The 13912-nt window shown below is 45.3% G+C and carries 16 protein-coding genes; 12 read left to right on the forward strand and 4 right to left on the reverse strand.

All coding sequences use genetic code 11. The features are described from left to right. The first annotated feature begins 31 nt into the window (after nucleotides 1–31). From kdsD to mgtE, 11 genes are all read left to right on the forward strand, one after another. On the forward strand, nucleotides 32–1003 hold the full coding sequence (kdsD, locus tag OC193_RS13775; protein WP_048662143.1) for an arabinose-5-phosphate isomerase KdsD: 972 nt from the start codon (nucleotides 32–34) through the stop codon (nucleotides 1001–1003). Further along, nucleotides 1003–1560: a 3-deoxy-manno-octulosonate-8-phosphatase KdsC gene (gene kdsC / locus OC193_RS13780; RefSeq protein ID WP_048659268.1), complete on the forward strand. Its 558-nt coding sequence runs from the start codon at nucleotides 1003–1005 to the stop codon at nucleotides 1558–1560. Before kdsD ends, kdsC begins: the two co-directional genes overlap by 1 nt. After that, nucleotides 1557–2120 (forward strand): LPS export ABC transporter periplasmic protein LptC, encoded by a 564-nt coding sequence (gene lptC, locus OC193_RS13785; protein ID WP_004735306.1) that lies wholly within the window; start codon nucleotides 1557–1559, stop codon nucleotides 2118–2120. Before kdsC ends, lptC begins: the two co-directional genes overlap by 4 nt. Beyond that, entirely contained in the window at nucleotides 2101–2595 is a 495-nt protein-coding gene (gene lptA / locus OC193_RS13790) for a lipopolysaccharide transport periplasmic protein LptA (RefSeq protein ID WP_004735305.1), read from the forward strand. The genes lptC and lptA overlap by 20 nt, the downstream gene beginning before the upstream one ends. Before the next feature lie 2 nt (nucleotides 2596–2597). Further along, nucleotides 2598–3323, forward strand: a complete 726-nt coding sequence (gene lptB / locus OC193_RS13795) for an LPS export ABC transporter ATP-binding protein (RefSeq protein ID WP_004735304.1) — start codon at nucleotides 2598–2600, stop codon at nucleotides 3321–3323. 54 nt (nucleotides 3324–3377) lie between these two features. Beyond that, complete coding sequence (locus OC193_RS13800; RefSeq protein WP_017058913.1) at nucleotides 3378–4838, forward strand: RNA polymerase factor sigma-54; 1461 nt, start codon at nucleotides 3378–3380, stop codon at nucleotides 4836–4838. 62 nt (nucleotides 4839–4900) lie between these two features. Next, on the forward strand, nucleotides 4901–5188 hold the full coding sequence (hpf, locus tag OC193_RS13805; protein ID WP_009847742.1) for a ribosome hibernation promoting factor: 288 nt from the start codon (nucleotides 4901–4903) through the stop codon (nucleotides 5186–5188). 1 nt (nucleotide 5189) lies between these two features. Continuing rightward, a complete protein-coding gene (ptsN, locus tag OC193_RS13810) occupies nucleotides 5190–5651 on the forward strand; it encodes a PTS IIA-like nitrogen regulatory protein PtsN (RefSeq protein WP_004738707.1) in 462 nt (153 codons plus the stop codon). A 1-nt stretch (nucleotide 5652) separates the two neighbouring features. Then, nucleotides 5653–6522: an RNase adapter RapZ gene (rapZ, locus tag OC193_RS13815; RefSeq protein WP_048659269.1), complete on the forward strand. Its 870-nt coding sequence runs from the start codon at nucleotides 5653–5655 to the stop codon at nucleotides 6520–6522. A 2-nt stretch (nucleotides 6523–6524) separates the two neighbouring features. Further along, a complete protein-coding gene (locus OC193_RS13820) occupies nucleotides 6525–6800 on the forward strand; it encodes an HPr family phosphocarrier protein (protein ID WP_048659270.1) in 276 nt (91 codons plus the stop codon). A 148-nt stretch (nucleotides 6801–6948) separates the two neighbouring features. Beyond that, nucleotides 6949–8304, forward strand: a complete 1356-nt coding sequence (gene mgtE / locus OC193_RS13825; RefSeq protein ID WP_048605905.1) for a magnesium transporter — start codon at nucleotides 6949–6951, stop codon at nucleotides 8302–8304. Nucleotides 8305–8400: 96 nt separating this feature from the next. On the opposite strand, the gene pmbA is transcribed toward mgtE, so the two are convergent. Further along, nucleotides 8401–9744 (reverse strand): metalloprotease PmbA, encoded by a 1344-nt coding sequence (gene pmbA, locus OC193_RS13830; RefSeq protein ID WP_048659271.1) that lies wholly within the window; start codon nucleotides 9742–9744, stop codon nucleotides 8401–8403. 118 nt (nucleotides 9745–9862) lie between these two features. On the opposite strand from pmbA, the gene yjgA reads away from it, so the two are divergent. Further along, complete coding sequence (gene yjgA, locus OC193_RS13835) at nucleotides 9863–10387, forward strand: ribosome biogenesis factor YjgA (RefSeq protein WP_017058909.1); 525 nt, start codon at nucleotides 9863–9865, stop codon at nucleotides 10385–10387. 108 nt (nucleotides 10388–10495) lie between these two features. Here the strand turns inward: yjgA and thiQ are convergent, their stop codons facing one another. From thiQ to thiB, 3 genes are all read right to left on the reverse strand, one after another. Beyond that, a complete protein-coding gene (gene thiQ / locus OC193_RS13840) occupies nucleotides 10496–11200 on the reverse strand; it encodes a thiamine ABC transporter ATP-binding protein (protein ID WP_048662145.1) in 705 nt (234 codons plus the stop codon). 10 nt (nucleotides 11201–11210) lie between these two features. Next, nucleotides 11211–12806 carry a thiamine/thiamine pyrophosphate ABC transporter permease ThiP gene (gene thiP, locus OC193_RS13845; protein WP_048662147.1) on the reverse strand — a complete coding sequence of 532 codons (1596 nt, stop codon included), beginning with the start codon at nucleotides 12804–12806 and terminating at the stop codon, nucleotides 11211–11213. An 82-nt stretch (nucleotides 12807–12888) separates the two neighbouring features. Then, complete coding sequence (gene thiB, locus OC193_RS13850; RefSeq protein WP_048662148.1) at nucleotides 12889–13881, reverse strand: thiamine ABC transporter substrate binding subunit; 993 nt, start codon at nucleotides 13879–13881, stop codon at nucleotides 12889–12891. Between the last annotated feature and the right edge of the window lie 31 nt (nucleotides 13882–13912).

Here is a 13912-nt window from a genome sequence, read left to right on the forward strand (position 1 = left end):
TTGATTTAACTTCCCGTACTTGGAGTATTTGATGTCTCAGTCATTTGATTACCGCAGCGTTGCAAAACAAGTTTTGGAAACCGAAGTTGCAGGTCTCACTCAATTAGACCAATATTTTAATGATGATTTTTGTAAAACTTGCGACCTTATCCTGAACAATAAAGGCAAAGTCGTTGTGATGGGAATGGGTAAGTCAGGCCACATTGGCAACAAAATAGCAGCGACGTTGGCAAGTACCGGGACATCGGCTTTCTTTGTGCATCCAGGAGAAGCAGCGCATGGCGACTTAGGCATGATCGAACCTGGCGATATTGTGATCGCAATATCCAACTCAGGCGAATCGGGAGAAATCCTCAGCCTATTCCCTGTATTAAAGCGTCTGAACATCAAGATCATCAGCATGACAGGTAAGCCAACATCAAACATGGCGACCTTGTCTGATATCCATTTACAAATTTCAGTACCGGAAGAAGCGTGTCCACTGGGCTTAGCACCAACAACCAGTACCACGGCGACTTTGGTTATGGGTGATGCATTAGCCGTTGCACTTTTGCAGGCTCGAGGCTTTACCGCTCAAGACTTTGCATTGTCTCATCCAGGTGGCGCTTTAGGTCGTCAACTGCTGTTAAAACTAGACGACATCATGCACACAGGTGATGCACTCCCTGTTGTTGCACCAGATGCGCTAGTACGAGATGCTCTGTTAGAGATATCTCAAAAAGGCTTGGGCATGACAGCCATCGTTGGTGAAGATGGCCAAATGGCCGGTATTTTTACCGATGGTGATTTACGCCGAATCCTAGACAAGCGCGTTGATATTCATAACACGCAGATCGGCGACGTAATGACACTTAACCCAACGGTAGCAGAACCAAACATGCTCGCAGTAGAGGGATTAAACTTGATGCAAGCTAAAAGCATCAATGGCCTGATGTTGTGCCATGAAGGTAAGCTGGTTGGAGCCTTAAACATGCATGACTTACTGAAAGCAGGAGTAATGTAATGACACAGACAGTCGAAACCTTATACGGCACAGTAGATGCTGATGTATTCGCAGTAGCAAAAGAGATCAAACTACTAATTTGCGATGTCGATGGTGTATTCTCTGATGGTCGCATCTACATGGGCAACAACGGTGAAGAGCTGAAGACCTTTCACACTCGTGACGGTTACGGCATTAAATCACTGATGAACGCGGGTATTGAAATCGCGATCATCACTGGTCGTAAATCTCAAATTGTTGAGAATCGAATGACTGCTCTAGGCATCAAGCTGATTTATCAAGGCCAAGACGATAAAGTTAAGGCATACCAGGATATTTGCGATAAGCTTTCTGTAAATCCTGAAAACACAGGTTACATCGGCGACGATCTGATCGACTGGCCTGTGATGGAAAAAGTTGGCTTGAAGGTCTGTGTAGCAGATGGTCACCCGCTACTTGCAAAGCGAGCAAACTACGTGACAACCATTAACGGTGGTCATGGTGCGGTACGTGAAGTTTGCGACCTTATTTTACAAGCAAGAAATGAACTCGACGTGCATAAAGGTTTAAGCATATGAGTTTTACTCGTATTATCTATTTAATACTAATATTTATTGCCTCTTGGTCGACCTATTATCTGTACGACAAAGAGCAAACATCAACGATACAAGTAGCTCCAAATTTGGAGCTGCCCGCGTTTAGTGGCAAAAGCCTAAACAACATTAGCTATGACGAAAGCGGTATTCGTAGCTATCAGGTTGAATCGACGTATTTAGAACATTACTCAGTGGTTGGCGATACGCACTTTCAAAACCCGGTTCTTTCGGTATTCCGAGAAGGACACACGATTGAATGGCAAGTCACCGCTGATCGCGCGATTATGGATGAGAATCAAGTTGTCACTTTTTATGACAACGTCGTGGCAAAGAACCTATTGCCAGAAGCCAGCTTCGATACAATGACTACAGATAAAATGGTTGTTGAGCTGCCTAGCCGAGATTTTTATTCAGAGACTCCGGTCCATATGATCGGTACATTTTTTGAAACTGAGGGACAAGCAATGAAAGGTAACTTCGGTACCAACAATGCAACCCTCTTTAATTCTGTTCAAGGTAGATATGAAACTCTTACACCTTAGTTTATTCGCTTTGACCCTTGCGGCACCAAATGTCTATGCCCTTTCTTCGGATAGCGAGCAACCTGTCTACATTGACTCAGACAGCCAGCAATTGGATATGAAAAGTAATCAAGTAACCTTTCTTGGTGATGTAAACCTTAAACAAGGCAGCATCAATATCAATGCCGATAAGGTTATTGTTACCCGCAACGCCGTAAACGGCGAGATTGAAGAAATTCAAGGCTTTGGTAAGCCAGCAACCTTCTCTCAGCTTACTGACGATGGTAAGACACTCTACGGTGAAGCTGACGACCTGCATTACCAGCTTGTTGCCGACAAACTGATCATGACCAAGAATGCGATGCTATCTCAAGATGGCAGTATCATTCGCGGCTCTAAGATCACTTACCAGATCGGTTCTCAGAAATTAGTCGCTGACAGTGGTGAAAACAAACGAGTGTCAACGGTTTTACAACCAACGGAAGTGAATAAGTAGCGATGGCTGTTCTTAAAGCAAAAAACCTAGCGAAAACCTATAGCAAGCGTAAGGTAGTAACCGATGTAAGCTTGCAGGTAGAGTCAGGCCAGATCGTTGGTCTGCTTGGGCCTAACGGTGCAGGTAAAACCACGTCTTTCTATATGATTGTTGGTTTAGTTGCGCGTGATGAGGGCACCATCAGCATTGATGACCGAGACATCAGTATCTTGCCAATGCACAGTCGCTCTCGTCTTGGTATCGGTTATCTGCCACAAGAAGCATCGATTTTCCGTAAGTTGTCAGTTGAGAACAACATCATGGCGGTATTACAAACCCGTGATGAGATGACCAATGAACAGCGTCAAGATAAATTGGAAGACCTGCTTGAAGAATTCCACATCCAACATATCCGCACCAGTAATGGTATGGCTCTGTCGGGTGGTGAGCGTCGTCGTGTTGAGATTGCTCGCGCATTGGCAGCAAACCCGCAGTTCATTCTTCTGGATGAACCGTTCGCTGGTGTTGACCCGATCTCGGTTATCGATATCAAAAAAATCATTGTTCACCTACGCGATCGTGGCTTGGGCGTTTTGATTACCGACCACAACGTTCGTGAAACACTAGACGTATGTGAAAAAGCTTACATCGTAAGCCAAGGACACCTAATCGCTGAAGGTACTCCTGAAGATGTTCTCAATAACGAACAAGTTAAACAAGTTTATCTAGGCGAACAATTCCGTCTATGATTATATAGAGAGTATCGAGAGTTCTAAGAATAATAACTAGGTAAGTCACACTGAATGAAACCCTCATTACAACTTAAGCTAGGCCAACAGTTAGCAATGACTCCTCAATTGCAGCAAGCGATTCGTTTGTTGCAATTGTCTACTTTAGATTTGCAGCAAGAGATTCAAGAAGCACTTGAATCTAACCCACTACTCGATGTCGAAGAAGGCAATGAAGATACGCCAACGTCGGAAGAAAAACCTAGCAGTGACGAAAAAGAAACAGTTGAAGCCACAGAGCAAGACTTACCTGATAGCTCAGACTTAATCGAAAAATCAGAGATTGGCAACGAACTAGAAATCGACACAACTTGGGAAGACGTCTACAGCGCAAACACCGGTAATACGGGTATTGCGATTGATGACGACATGCCTGTTTATCAAGGTGAAACCACTCAAAGCCTGCACGATTACCTGCTTTGGCAACTCGATTTAACACCATTCACTGACACCGACCGAAGCATCGCTTTTGCATTGATAGATGCCATCGACGACTATGGCTACCTCACTGTAACTTGTGAAGACATCCTTGAAAACTTCGACAATGAAGAGATCGAGCTTGATGAAATTGAAGCCGTACGTAAACGAATTCAGCAGTTTGACCCGCTAGGTGTCGGTTCAGTCAACCTGCAAGATTGCTTGTTACTGCAACTGGCAACCTTCCCTCAAGATACGCCTTGGCTCAACGAAGCTAAGTTAGTACTTACTAGCCATATCGACCAACTCGGCAATCGCGATTACAAACTGGTTATCAAAGAGACCAAGTTGAAAGAAGCAGAACTACGTGAAGTTTTGCAGCTTATTCAACAGCTGGACCCTCGCCCTGGCAGTAAGATTACTCCAGATGAAACTGAGTATGTGGTTCCGGATGTATCTGTCTTCAAAGACCTTGGCAAATGGTTAGTGACCATTAACCCTGATAGCGTGCCTAAACTGAAAGTGAATCAGCAGTACGCTGATCTGGGTAGTAAAGGCAACAGCGCCGACAACCAATACATCCGCTCAAATTTGCAAGAAGCAAAGTGGCTAATTAAAAGCCTAGAGAGTCGAAATGAGACGCTACTCAAAGTTGCGCGATGCATTGTTGAACATCAACGTGATTTCTTCGAACATGGCGAAGAAGCGATGAAGCCAATGGTTCTGAATGATGTTGCGTTAGCTGTTGATATGCACGAATCCACGATCTCTCGTGTGACGACTCAAAAATTCATGCACACACCACGTGGAATCTTCGAACTCAAATACTTTTTCTCAAGCCATGTCAGCACTGACAATGGCGGTGAATGTTCATCGACAGCAATTCGCGCACTCATTAAGAAGCTCGTCGCGGCAGAAAACACCGCGAAACCTCTAAGTGATAGCAAGATTGCTGCTTTACTGGCTGACCAAGGAATTCAGGTAGCTAGACGTACCATAGCGAAATACCGTGAGTCTCTGGGCATTGCCCCTTCGAGTCAGCGTAAACGCCTGCTATAAGCTCATTTAGTCGCTATTTACTTAGCAACTATAATCAGGCAACCAACTGAAAAGGAAAGTCTATGCAAATCAATATTCAAGGCCATCACGTTGATCTTACCGATTCAATGCAAGACTATGTTCACACCAAATTCGACAAACTTGAGCGCTTCTTTGATCATATAAATAGCGTTCAGGTTGTTTTAAAAGTTGAGAAAATCAATCAAATCGCAGAAGCTACCCTGCATATAAATCAGGGTGAAATCCATGCGACAGCAACAGATGAAAGCATGTATGCCGCGATTGATTCATTGGTTGATAAACTCGTCCGCCAACTCAACAAGCACAAAGAAAAGCTAAGTAGTCACTAACATGCAATTAAGCGAAGTACTTTCATTGGACTGCACCAAAAGTGCAGTCCAATGCACAAGCAAAAAAAGAGCCCTTGAGCTCATCAGTCAGATCGCAGCAGAAAGCTGTGGTCAAGATTCAACAGAACTGTTTGAGTGCATGTTGAGCCGTGAAAAAATGGGCAGTACAGGCATTGGTAATGGCATTGCTATTCCCCACGCTCGTATGAATGTCAGTGATAAAGCGATTGCTGTATTACTGCAATGCCAAGATCCCATCGAATTTGATGCGATTGATAATCGTCCTGTCGACCTACTATTTGCCCTGCTTGTTCCAAGTGAACAGTGCAAGGAGCATCTAAAAACCCTTTCTTGTATGGCAGAGCGACTAAACGATAAGCAGACTCTAAAACAGTTGCGTAACGCTCAAAGCGATCAAGAGCTTTACGACATCATGATTCAAGTGCCAACTTGCGAGCAATAACATGCGGTTAATCGTTGTTAGTGGCCAATCTGGGGCCGGTAAAAGTGTTGCGCTACGAGTCCTTGAAGACTTGGGGTATTACTGCGTCGATAACCTGCCAGTAAACCTGCTCAACGACTTTGTCGAATCGGTACGTGAGATCAATCAAAACGTCGCGGTTAGCATTGATATTCGTAACCTACCGAAAGAGCCTCAGCTAGTAACAGAAATGCTAGAGCAGCTAGAGTCTGCAACCAACATTGATGTGAACGTCTTGTTCCTCGATGCAAGCAAGCAGACGTTACTCAAGCGCTACAGCGAAACACGCAGAATCCACCCGTTATCGATCGGCCAAGAAAAATTATCTCTTGAGCAAGCGATTGATTTGGAAAAGACACTCCTAACACCTCTCGCAGAGCAAGCCTGCATTGTGATTGATAGTAGTGACTGCAACCTCTACGAATTGAGCGAAAAGGTTCGATTTAAAGTTGAAGGCAAAGAGAAGCAAGAGCTAATCATTGTCTTTCAATCTTTCGGTTTTAAATACGGCCTACCAAGTGATGCCGACTATGTGTTCGACGTTCGCTTTTTGCCGAACCCTCACTGGGAACCAGCACTACGGCCTTTAACAGGTCTTGATGCTCCAATTCACTCTTTTCTAGAAAAACACGCAGAAGTTCTTGAGCTCAAGCAACAGATCCAAGGCTTTGTTGAACAGTGGTTGCCAATGTTGGAGAAGAATAATCGCAGTTACCTAACGGTCGCGATTGGTTGTACTGGCGGTAAACACCGCTCGGTTTATCTAACTCAAAAAATTGGTGAGTACTTCGATCAACTAGGTCATCAAGTTCAAATCAGACACGCCTCCCTAGAGAAGCACCAACAGGGCTAACCATGGAATTAACTCGAACTGTACTGATCCAAAATCGCTTGGGTCTTCACGCTAGAGCAGCCGTAAAATTGGTTGAGCTTGCCCAAAGCTTTGATGCAACCATCACTATCCATAGCGAAGAAGATAAAATCGCAACTGCAGACAGTGTGATGGGGCTACTTATGCTGGAATCAGCGCAAGGGCAACATATTACTATTCAAGCTGCAGGCACCGATTCACAGCAAGCGCTTGATGCCGTCTGTCATCTCATTGAAGACAAGTTTGATGAGGGTGAGTAGCGAAAACGCTTCACTTACAACACATAAGACTCAAACAGCGAACCAACCAATATTAAATCTTAGTTCTATCTAAGTTTATGATTTAAATAAGCCCCAGAATTAAGTTACTATTCCAAGCATTGTTAGAATAATGAGATAGGAGGAAAATATGGCAGAGCAATTAGAATTCGACCAAGCTCACCAAACCCTCCAAGAAGTCAGCGAAGCCCTAGAAAACGGCCGATTTGTTCACGTACGCCGACAACTTCAGGACATGGAACCTGAGGATATTGCACACCTTTTAGAAGCCTCCCCTCGCAAAAGTCGTGACGTACTCTGGCAACTCACCGATCCTGAAGACTACGGTGAAATTCTTGATGAACTAAACGAAGACGTCAAAGATGCTCTTGTGTCAAAAATGGCACCGGAGACCTTAGCAGAAGCAACCGAAGGTATGGAAACCGATGACGTCGCGTACGTACTTCGAAGCCTACCCGACGATGTTTCTCGCGAAGTCCTTTCTCAAATGGACTCTGTTGATCGTGCATTAGTTGAAACCGCCCTGTCGTACCCTGAAGATTCAGCGGGTGCGATCATGAATACCGACGTAATCACGATTCGTGGTGATGTCGATGTTGACGTTGTATTGCGTTACATGCGTATGCGTGGCGAACTGCCCGATGCAACTGACGCTCTGTATGTTATTGATGAAGAAGAACGTCTTATCGGCAACCTATCGCTTACCACACTAGTAACGACTCAGCCTGATGTGGCAGTTTCCGAAGTGATGGAGGATGCCGACGAAGCGATCGCGGTTGAAACCAGCGCTTCAGATATTGCGAGCCTGTTCGAACGTCGTAATTGGGTTTCAGCGCCAGTAGTCGATAGCAATCAACACCTTGTTGGTCGTATCACCATCGATGACGTGGTTGATGTTATCCGTGAAGATGCTGAACACTCAATGATGAGTATGGCGGGTATGGACGATGACGAAGATACCTTCGCACCAGTCGTAAAATCCGCTCGTCGTCGTAGTGTGTGGCTTGGTGCTAACGTACTCGCGGCACTTGCTGCAGCATCGGTATCGAATATGTTTGAAGCAACGCTCGACCAAATGGCAGCGATAGCAGTACTGATGACTATCGTACCTTCAATGGGTGGTGTTGCGGGCAACCAAACCGTTGCTTTAGTGATTCGTGGTTTGGCACTCGGTCATATCGGTGACAGTAACAAACGCGAACTGTTACTCAAAGAGGCGGCAATCGGCTTCCTAAACGGCGTTCTATGGGCCGTTATCATTGGCGGTATCGTGGTCGCTTGGAAAGGTAACTGGATACTGGGAGGCATCATCTCAGCAGCGATGATGACCAACTTGATAGTGGCTGGTATTGCCGGTGTAACCATCCCGGTGATGCTGAAGAAAATGAATATCGATCCAGCCCTTGCTGGCGGTATGGCACTGACCACCGTAACCGATGTTATTGGCCTATCTGTGTTCTTAGGCTTAGCCACCATACTGATCTAGTTAGCAGAAGCAGCTAGCCAATTTTTGGCGACATACAGAAAACAAAAAGGGAGCCATTGGCTCCCTTTTTTAATTCATCAATTAGTGTTAATTGAATTACTCACCTGCGACTTTCATTGACTCAAGCAAGATAGAACCCGTTTGAATCTGAGAACGTGTTTCTACGTCGTTACCGACTGCAACAATCTGAGTAAACATGTCTTTTAGGTTACCCGCAATCGTCACTTCCGATACTGGGTATTGGATCTCTCCGTTCTCAACCCAGAAACCTGCAGCGCCACGTGAATAATCACCCGTTACGGTGTTTACGCCTTGGCCCATCACTTCAGTGACTAGGAAGCCAGTCCCTAACTCTTTTAGCATCTGCTCAAAGTTTTGGCCGGTCGATTTAACAAACCAGTTATGAATACCACCCGCATGGCCTGTTGGTGTCATGTCCATTTTACGTGCGGCATAGCTCGTTAGTAAGTAAGTAGCTAGCACACCGTCAGTGATGATTTCACGATCTTGAGTGAACACACCTTCGCTATCAAACGGGCTTGAAGCCAAACCTCGCAGGATATGTGGTCGCTCAGAAATATTAAACCAGTCCGGTAGGATTTTCTGACCTAGATGATCCAATAGGAATGACGACTTGCGGTAAAGGTTACCGCCACTGATCGCCATCACAAGGTGACCGATCAGGCCAGTAGCTACATCGTTAGCAAACATAATTGGGTATTGGCCTGTTGGTAGCTTTTTCGCATCCAAACGGCTAATGGTCTTTTCTGCTGCTTCTTGACCTACGCGCTCAGGCGTCCATAGCTCATCACGGTGACGTGCAACGGTGTAGCTGTAATCTCGTTCCATTTCACCGTTAGCGCCTTCTCCAATCACACAGCAGCTCGTGCTATGGCGACTTGAAGCGTAGCTTGCTAGTAAGCCATGGCTGTTACCATAAACCTTAACGCCATAATGGCTGTCGTAGCTTGCGCCATCACTCTGCTTAATCTTGTCGCTATAAGCTAACGCTTGCTTCTCAGCAGCAATCGCAATTTCAGCAGCATAATCAGGGTTTGGTTCATCAGGGTGGAAAAGATCCAAGTCTGGAATTTCTTTTACCATGTATTCTTTTGCTGCAGGACCTGCAAATGGGTCTTCAGAAGTGTACTGAGCGATATCAAGCGCAGCCGCTACTGTTTGAGCAATGGCCTTTTCACTCAGATCAGATGTAGATGCGCTGCCTTTTTTCTGGCCGCGATAAACAGTAATACCTAGCGCACCATCACTATTAAATTCAACGTTTTCCACTTCACACATACGTGTTGAAACACTTAAACCCGTTGACTTAGTAATAGCGACCTCAGCTGCATCTGCACTCACTGATGCCATATCCAACGCTTTAGCTACTGCGGCTTCTAGCTCAACTCTTTGCTGGGCGACTTGCTGTTTTACATCCATATCTATTCTAATTTTTTAGGTCAATATTACGTAGGATAACAAGAATTTCGCTTTCTCCCCAAGATTCTTGCTAAAATAGGCAATATATTCGTTTGAGATAGTGACATAGGCAGAAAAGATGGCTCGCAAAAACCAAAAAGCCCCATGGGAACCAGAAGAAGAAATCATCTGGGTAAGTAAGACAGAAATGAAAACGGACATGGATGCCCTGCAAAAGCTGGGAGAAGAGCTTGTTGGTCTAAAGCCTTCTGTATTAGACAAATTTCCGCTGTCTGAAGATTTGGCACAAGCGATTAAAGATGCACAACGCTTTAAAAATGAAGCGAAGCGTCGTCAACTTCAATACATTGGTAAAGTAATGCGCAATGTCGATCCTGAGCCAATTCAAGCGGCTTTGGATAAAGTACGCAACAAACACTCACAAGCAACAGCTGAGCTACATAAGCTTGAGCAACTGCGTGATCGTGTTGTTGCTGAAGGTGATGCGGCTATTTCAGAAGTCATGGAAATGTACCCTGAAGCAGACCGTCAGCGTCTTCGTCAGCTAGCTCGCCAGGCTAACAAAGAGAAATCTGCGAACAAGCCTGCAAAGTCTTCTCGTGAAATTTTCCAAATCTTAAAAGAGCTAAAGCTAGAAGACTAATCGTTATCTCGCTTTACTCATAGAGTGAATAAAAGACCTAGCCCATGCTAGGTCTTTTTGTTTTCTACGTACTCAATATCAAAGATATCCAACAGAAGTGATGAATCGTCACTCACCCGCTTTAACAAATGAGCTTAATTCTGGCTGTGGATGCTCCGTCGTCAGTACCTCTATCGAGTCTTCAACCAAAACCTTACCTAGCGCCACAAAAACAAACTTATTTGCAATGCTGCGTGCATCACCTAAATGGTGTGTCACCATCAAGACGGTAATATTGCGCTCTGCCGCTAATCGCTTTACCAAGCTCAGCATCTCTTCCCGCAGCAAAGGGTCAAGCGCAGAAAAAGGTTCATCAAGCAGCCAAATGTCGTGTGGTTGAACAAAACAACGCGCTAGTGCGACACGTTGGCGTTGACCGCCTGATAAGTGCTCAGGCAATCTATCCAAATACTCAGCAACACCCACTTGTGCTGCGGCTTGTTCCACAGATTGCTTTTGGGTTACGGTAAGCTTTAACCCTGGATGCAAGCCTAATCCAATATTTTCACGCACCGTGAGGTGAGAAAATAGGTTGTGTTCTTGGAACAACATCGCCAATGGGCGCTGATGTGCTTCTTTGCCAATAAGCGACTGGCCAGCCACTGAGATCTCACCCGATGTAGGCTCGATAAACCCAGCAACCAATGCGAGTAGCGTTGATTTACCCGCACCACTTGGCCCCATCAGAGCAACAATATCACCCTGCTCGGCTTGGAAATCAAAACTAAACAACTCTTGGTGATAGTGGTAATCCACATCTTTCATCACTAACATCATCGGTTCCTTAACTCTTTAGCTTTGAGCTTCGAGTAAACAAAAATTCAATCAGGCTAAAACTGCCCACACTCAACAACAGTAAACTCACTGACACCACAGCCGCCGCTTCCATTTGATAGCTGCCTAACAATTGGAATAGATACAAAGGCAGAGTTCTAAAATCTTGGCTACCAAATAAGGCAATCGCACTTAAGTCGCCCATCGCCAGCATAAAGCTGATTGAGAATGCTTGTGCCATAGGTTTACGTAATGCGCGCCACTCCACCAACCTAAAGCGAGTGAACCCTGTCATTCCTAAGCTTGCACACACATACTGGTACTGCTGAGACAAATGCAGCATAGGTTGAGCTAAGGTTTTAATTACGTAAGGCAGCGCCATCAAACTGTTTACGGCAATCACAATAAAGAAAGCTAAGCTGAACACATCGGTAAATGAACGGAGCAATAAGAAGAGGCCAGTACTAATCACCAAGCCCGGTGTCACCAAAATAATAGTGCCAATCAGCTCAATCTTATCCGCTCTAAAGTTCTTGTTCTGCAAACGCCATGCGCGACTGGTTAGAAGGATCGCGATACCGATACCAACAGCGATGATACTTGCGAGGGAAGCAACACGAACCGAGGTCATTAACGCAGCCCAAAATGGCTCGCTGCTCAGTACAGTGAGCGCCTGAGAGTTAATACCACTTAAAATAACCATCGCTAAGGGCGGCAATACCAGCATTGAGACTATGATGATCCAAAAGCTATCCCAAGCTTTTGACCACCAGCTGTCCTTGACCAAATACTTCTCTTCCGACAGCTGACTAGCCGTCACAGATATAGGCTTAGACAAACGCTGAATACTCACAGCTAATACGCCACACAACAGCATTTGCCATATCGCGAGCAACGCGCCAGCTTGCAGGTCAAAGTCGAATTTGATTGCTTGATAGATGGCTAGCTCAATGGTGGTTGATTTCGGACCACCACCCAACGCCATCACGGTAGCAAAGCTGGTGAAACACAACATGAAGACTAAGCCACACACATGAGGCAATTGCTGTCTTAGCCTCGGCCATTCAACCCATTTAAATTTATTCCAATGGCTCATGCCCAAATGAGCACACAGCTTGTGTTGCTCGGCAGGCACGGTATCTAACGCTTGCAGAAGTAAACGGCTGGCATAAGGCAGGTTGAAGAAAACGTGCGCCAACAAAATACCATTCAAGCCATAAATCGAGAATGGTAGCTCAATGTCGAAGTTCGCCAAGAACTTAGCTAACCAACCACTGTTGCCGTAAATCGCCAGCAAGCCAAATACTCCGACCAACACAGGCAGAACCAAGGTCGACGCGAACAACCTTAATAACAAGGCTCGTCCAAAAAATTGTCTACGACACAAAGCATGCGCAATAGGTATAGCAAAACCAACACTCAGCACTGTTGAGAATGTCGCTTGATAAAAGCTGAATTTCGTTACATGCCAATAGTAAGGATCTGACCATACTTGGCTGATATCAAGAGAAGGGGCATTGCTAAGCAATGCCCCAACTGCTGAAACCACGAAGGCGGTAATGAGTATCGCAACCCAGATCCCGACCTTAGGTGTTTTCTTTATCATAGATTGATTTTTACCGTAAATGGCTCACTCAATTGATGTCGAATGAACCTTTAAATACAGAAAGCTAGTTTTTAAAAGTACGTTAGAAAGTAAGTGCACTCTGCCATTCACGAATCCAAGGCTTGCGCTTCTCGGCGATCTCTTCAGAGCTAAAGCTCAGCGCCTTCTGCGGTACAGTTAACTGCTCAAAACCTTTTGGTAGCTCGACACCCGTTACTGGGTACATCCAGTTACCTGTAGGCATCGCCGATTGGAACTCATCACTTAGGAGAAAGGCCATAAACTCATCAGCAAGCTTTTCGTTGCTACTGCCTTTAACCTTAGCAGCCACTTCAACTTGAGTGTAATGCCCTTCTTCGAAGCTCGCTGCTGCGTACTTAGAATCGCTCTCTGCAATGATATGGTAAGCCGGAGACGTTGTGTAAGATAAAACCAAGTCAGACTCACCCTCTAGGAACATAGAGTAAGCTTCAGACCAACCTTTGGTTACCGTAACGGTTTTCTGAGCTAGCTTCTTCCAAGCTGCCGTTGCTTCATCACCGTAAACAGATTTCATCCATAACATCATGCCTTGGCCTGGTGTTGAAGTACGTGGATCTTGGTAGATAACCTTCAGATCATCACGCTGCTCAACCAACTCTTTCAGGCTTTTAGGCGGGTTTGCTAGTTTCTCTGTGTTATATACAAAGGCAAAGTAACCAAAATCATAAGGAACAAAGGTGCTGTCGTTCCAACCGTTAGGAAGTGTCACTGATGACGTATCAACACTGTGATCAGCCAATAAGCCCGTCGCTTTCGCCTCAGCCATTAGATTGTTATCTAGGCCTAACACGATGTCTGCTTTGCTGTTACCACCTTCAAGACGCAAGCGGTTAAGAATAGACACGCCATCTTCTAGCGCGACAAAATTCACATCACAGCCACACTTTTCTTCAAATGCTTTTTCAACGGCAGGACGAGGGCCCCAATCCGCAGCAAAAGAATCATAGGTATATACAGTTAGAGTATTGTCTGCAGCAACGGCAGAAAAAGAGATGGCTGTAGTAACAGCAAGGGTTGTTAATGTGAATTTCACTGGACGCTCTCCATGGTCTGAGCGGCACAGG

Source organism: Vibrio crassostreae, assembly GCF_024347415.1.
GTDB lineage: Bacteria > Pseudomonadota > Gammaproteobacteria > Enterobacterales > Vibrionaceae > Vibrio > Vibrio crassostreae.

Bases quoted from the DNA above. Each gene is read 5' to 3' on its own strand.
- kdsD (WP_048662143.1), top strand. From the start codon at position 32: ATGTCTCAGTCATTTGATTACCGCAGCGTTGCAAAACAAGTTTTGGAA.
- kdsC (WP_048659268.1), top strand. From the start codon at position 1,003: ATGACACAGACAGTCGAAACCTTATACGGCACAGTAGATGCTGATGTA.
- lptC (WP_004735306.1), top strand. From the start codon at position 1,557: ATGAGTTTTACTCGTATTATCTATTTAATACTAATATTTATTGCCTCT.
- lptA (WP_004735305.1), top strand. From the start codon at position 2,101: ATGAAACTCTTACACCTTAGTTTATTCGCTTTGACCCTTGCGGCACCA.
- lptB (WP_004735304.1), top strand. From the start codon at position 2,598: ATGGCTGTTCTTAAAGCAAAAAACCTAGCGAAAACCTATAGCAAGCGT.
- OC193_RS13800 (WP_017058913.1), top strand. From the start codon at position 3,378: ATGAAACCCTCATTACAACTTAAGCTAGGCCAACAGTTAGCAATGACT.
- hpf (WP_009847742.1), top strand. From the start codon at position 4,901: ATGCAAATCAATATTCAAGGCCATCACGTTGATCTTACCGATTCAATG.
- ptsN (WP_004738707.1), top strand. From the start codon at position 5,190: ATGCAATTAAGCGAAGTACTTTCATTGGACTGCACCAAAAGTGCAGTC.
- rapZ (WP_048659269.1), top strand. From the start codon at position 5,653: ATGCGGTTAATCGTTGTTAGTGGCCAATCTGGGGCCGGTAAAAGTGTT.
- OC193_RS13820 (WP_048659270.1), top strand. From the start codon at position 6,525: ATGGAATTAACTCGAACTGTACTGATCCAAAATCGCTTGGGTCTTCAC.
- mgtE (WP_048605905.1), top strand. From the start codon at position 6,949: ATGGCAGAGCAATTAGAATTCGACCAAGCTCACCAAACCCTCCAAGAA.
- pmbA (WP_048659271.1), bottom strand. From the start codon at position 9,744: ATGGATGTAAAACAGCAAGTCGCCCAGCAAAGAGTTGAGCTAGAAGCC.
- yjgA (WP_017058909.1), top strand. From the start codon at position 9,863: ATGGCTCGCAAAAACCAAAAAGCCCCATGGGAACCAGAAGAAGAAATC.
- thiQ (WP_048662145.1), bottom strand. From the start codon at position 11,200: ATGTTAGTGATGAAAGATGTGGATTACCACTATCACCAAGAGTTGTTT.
- thiP (WP_048662147.1), bottom strand. From the start codon at position 12,806: ATGATAAAGAAAACACCTAAGGTCGGGATCTGGGTTGCGATACTCATT.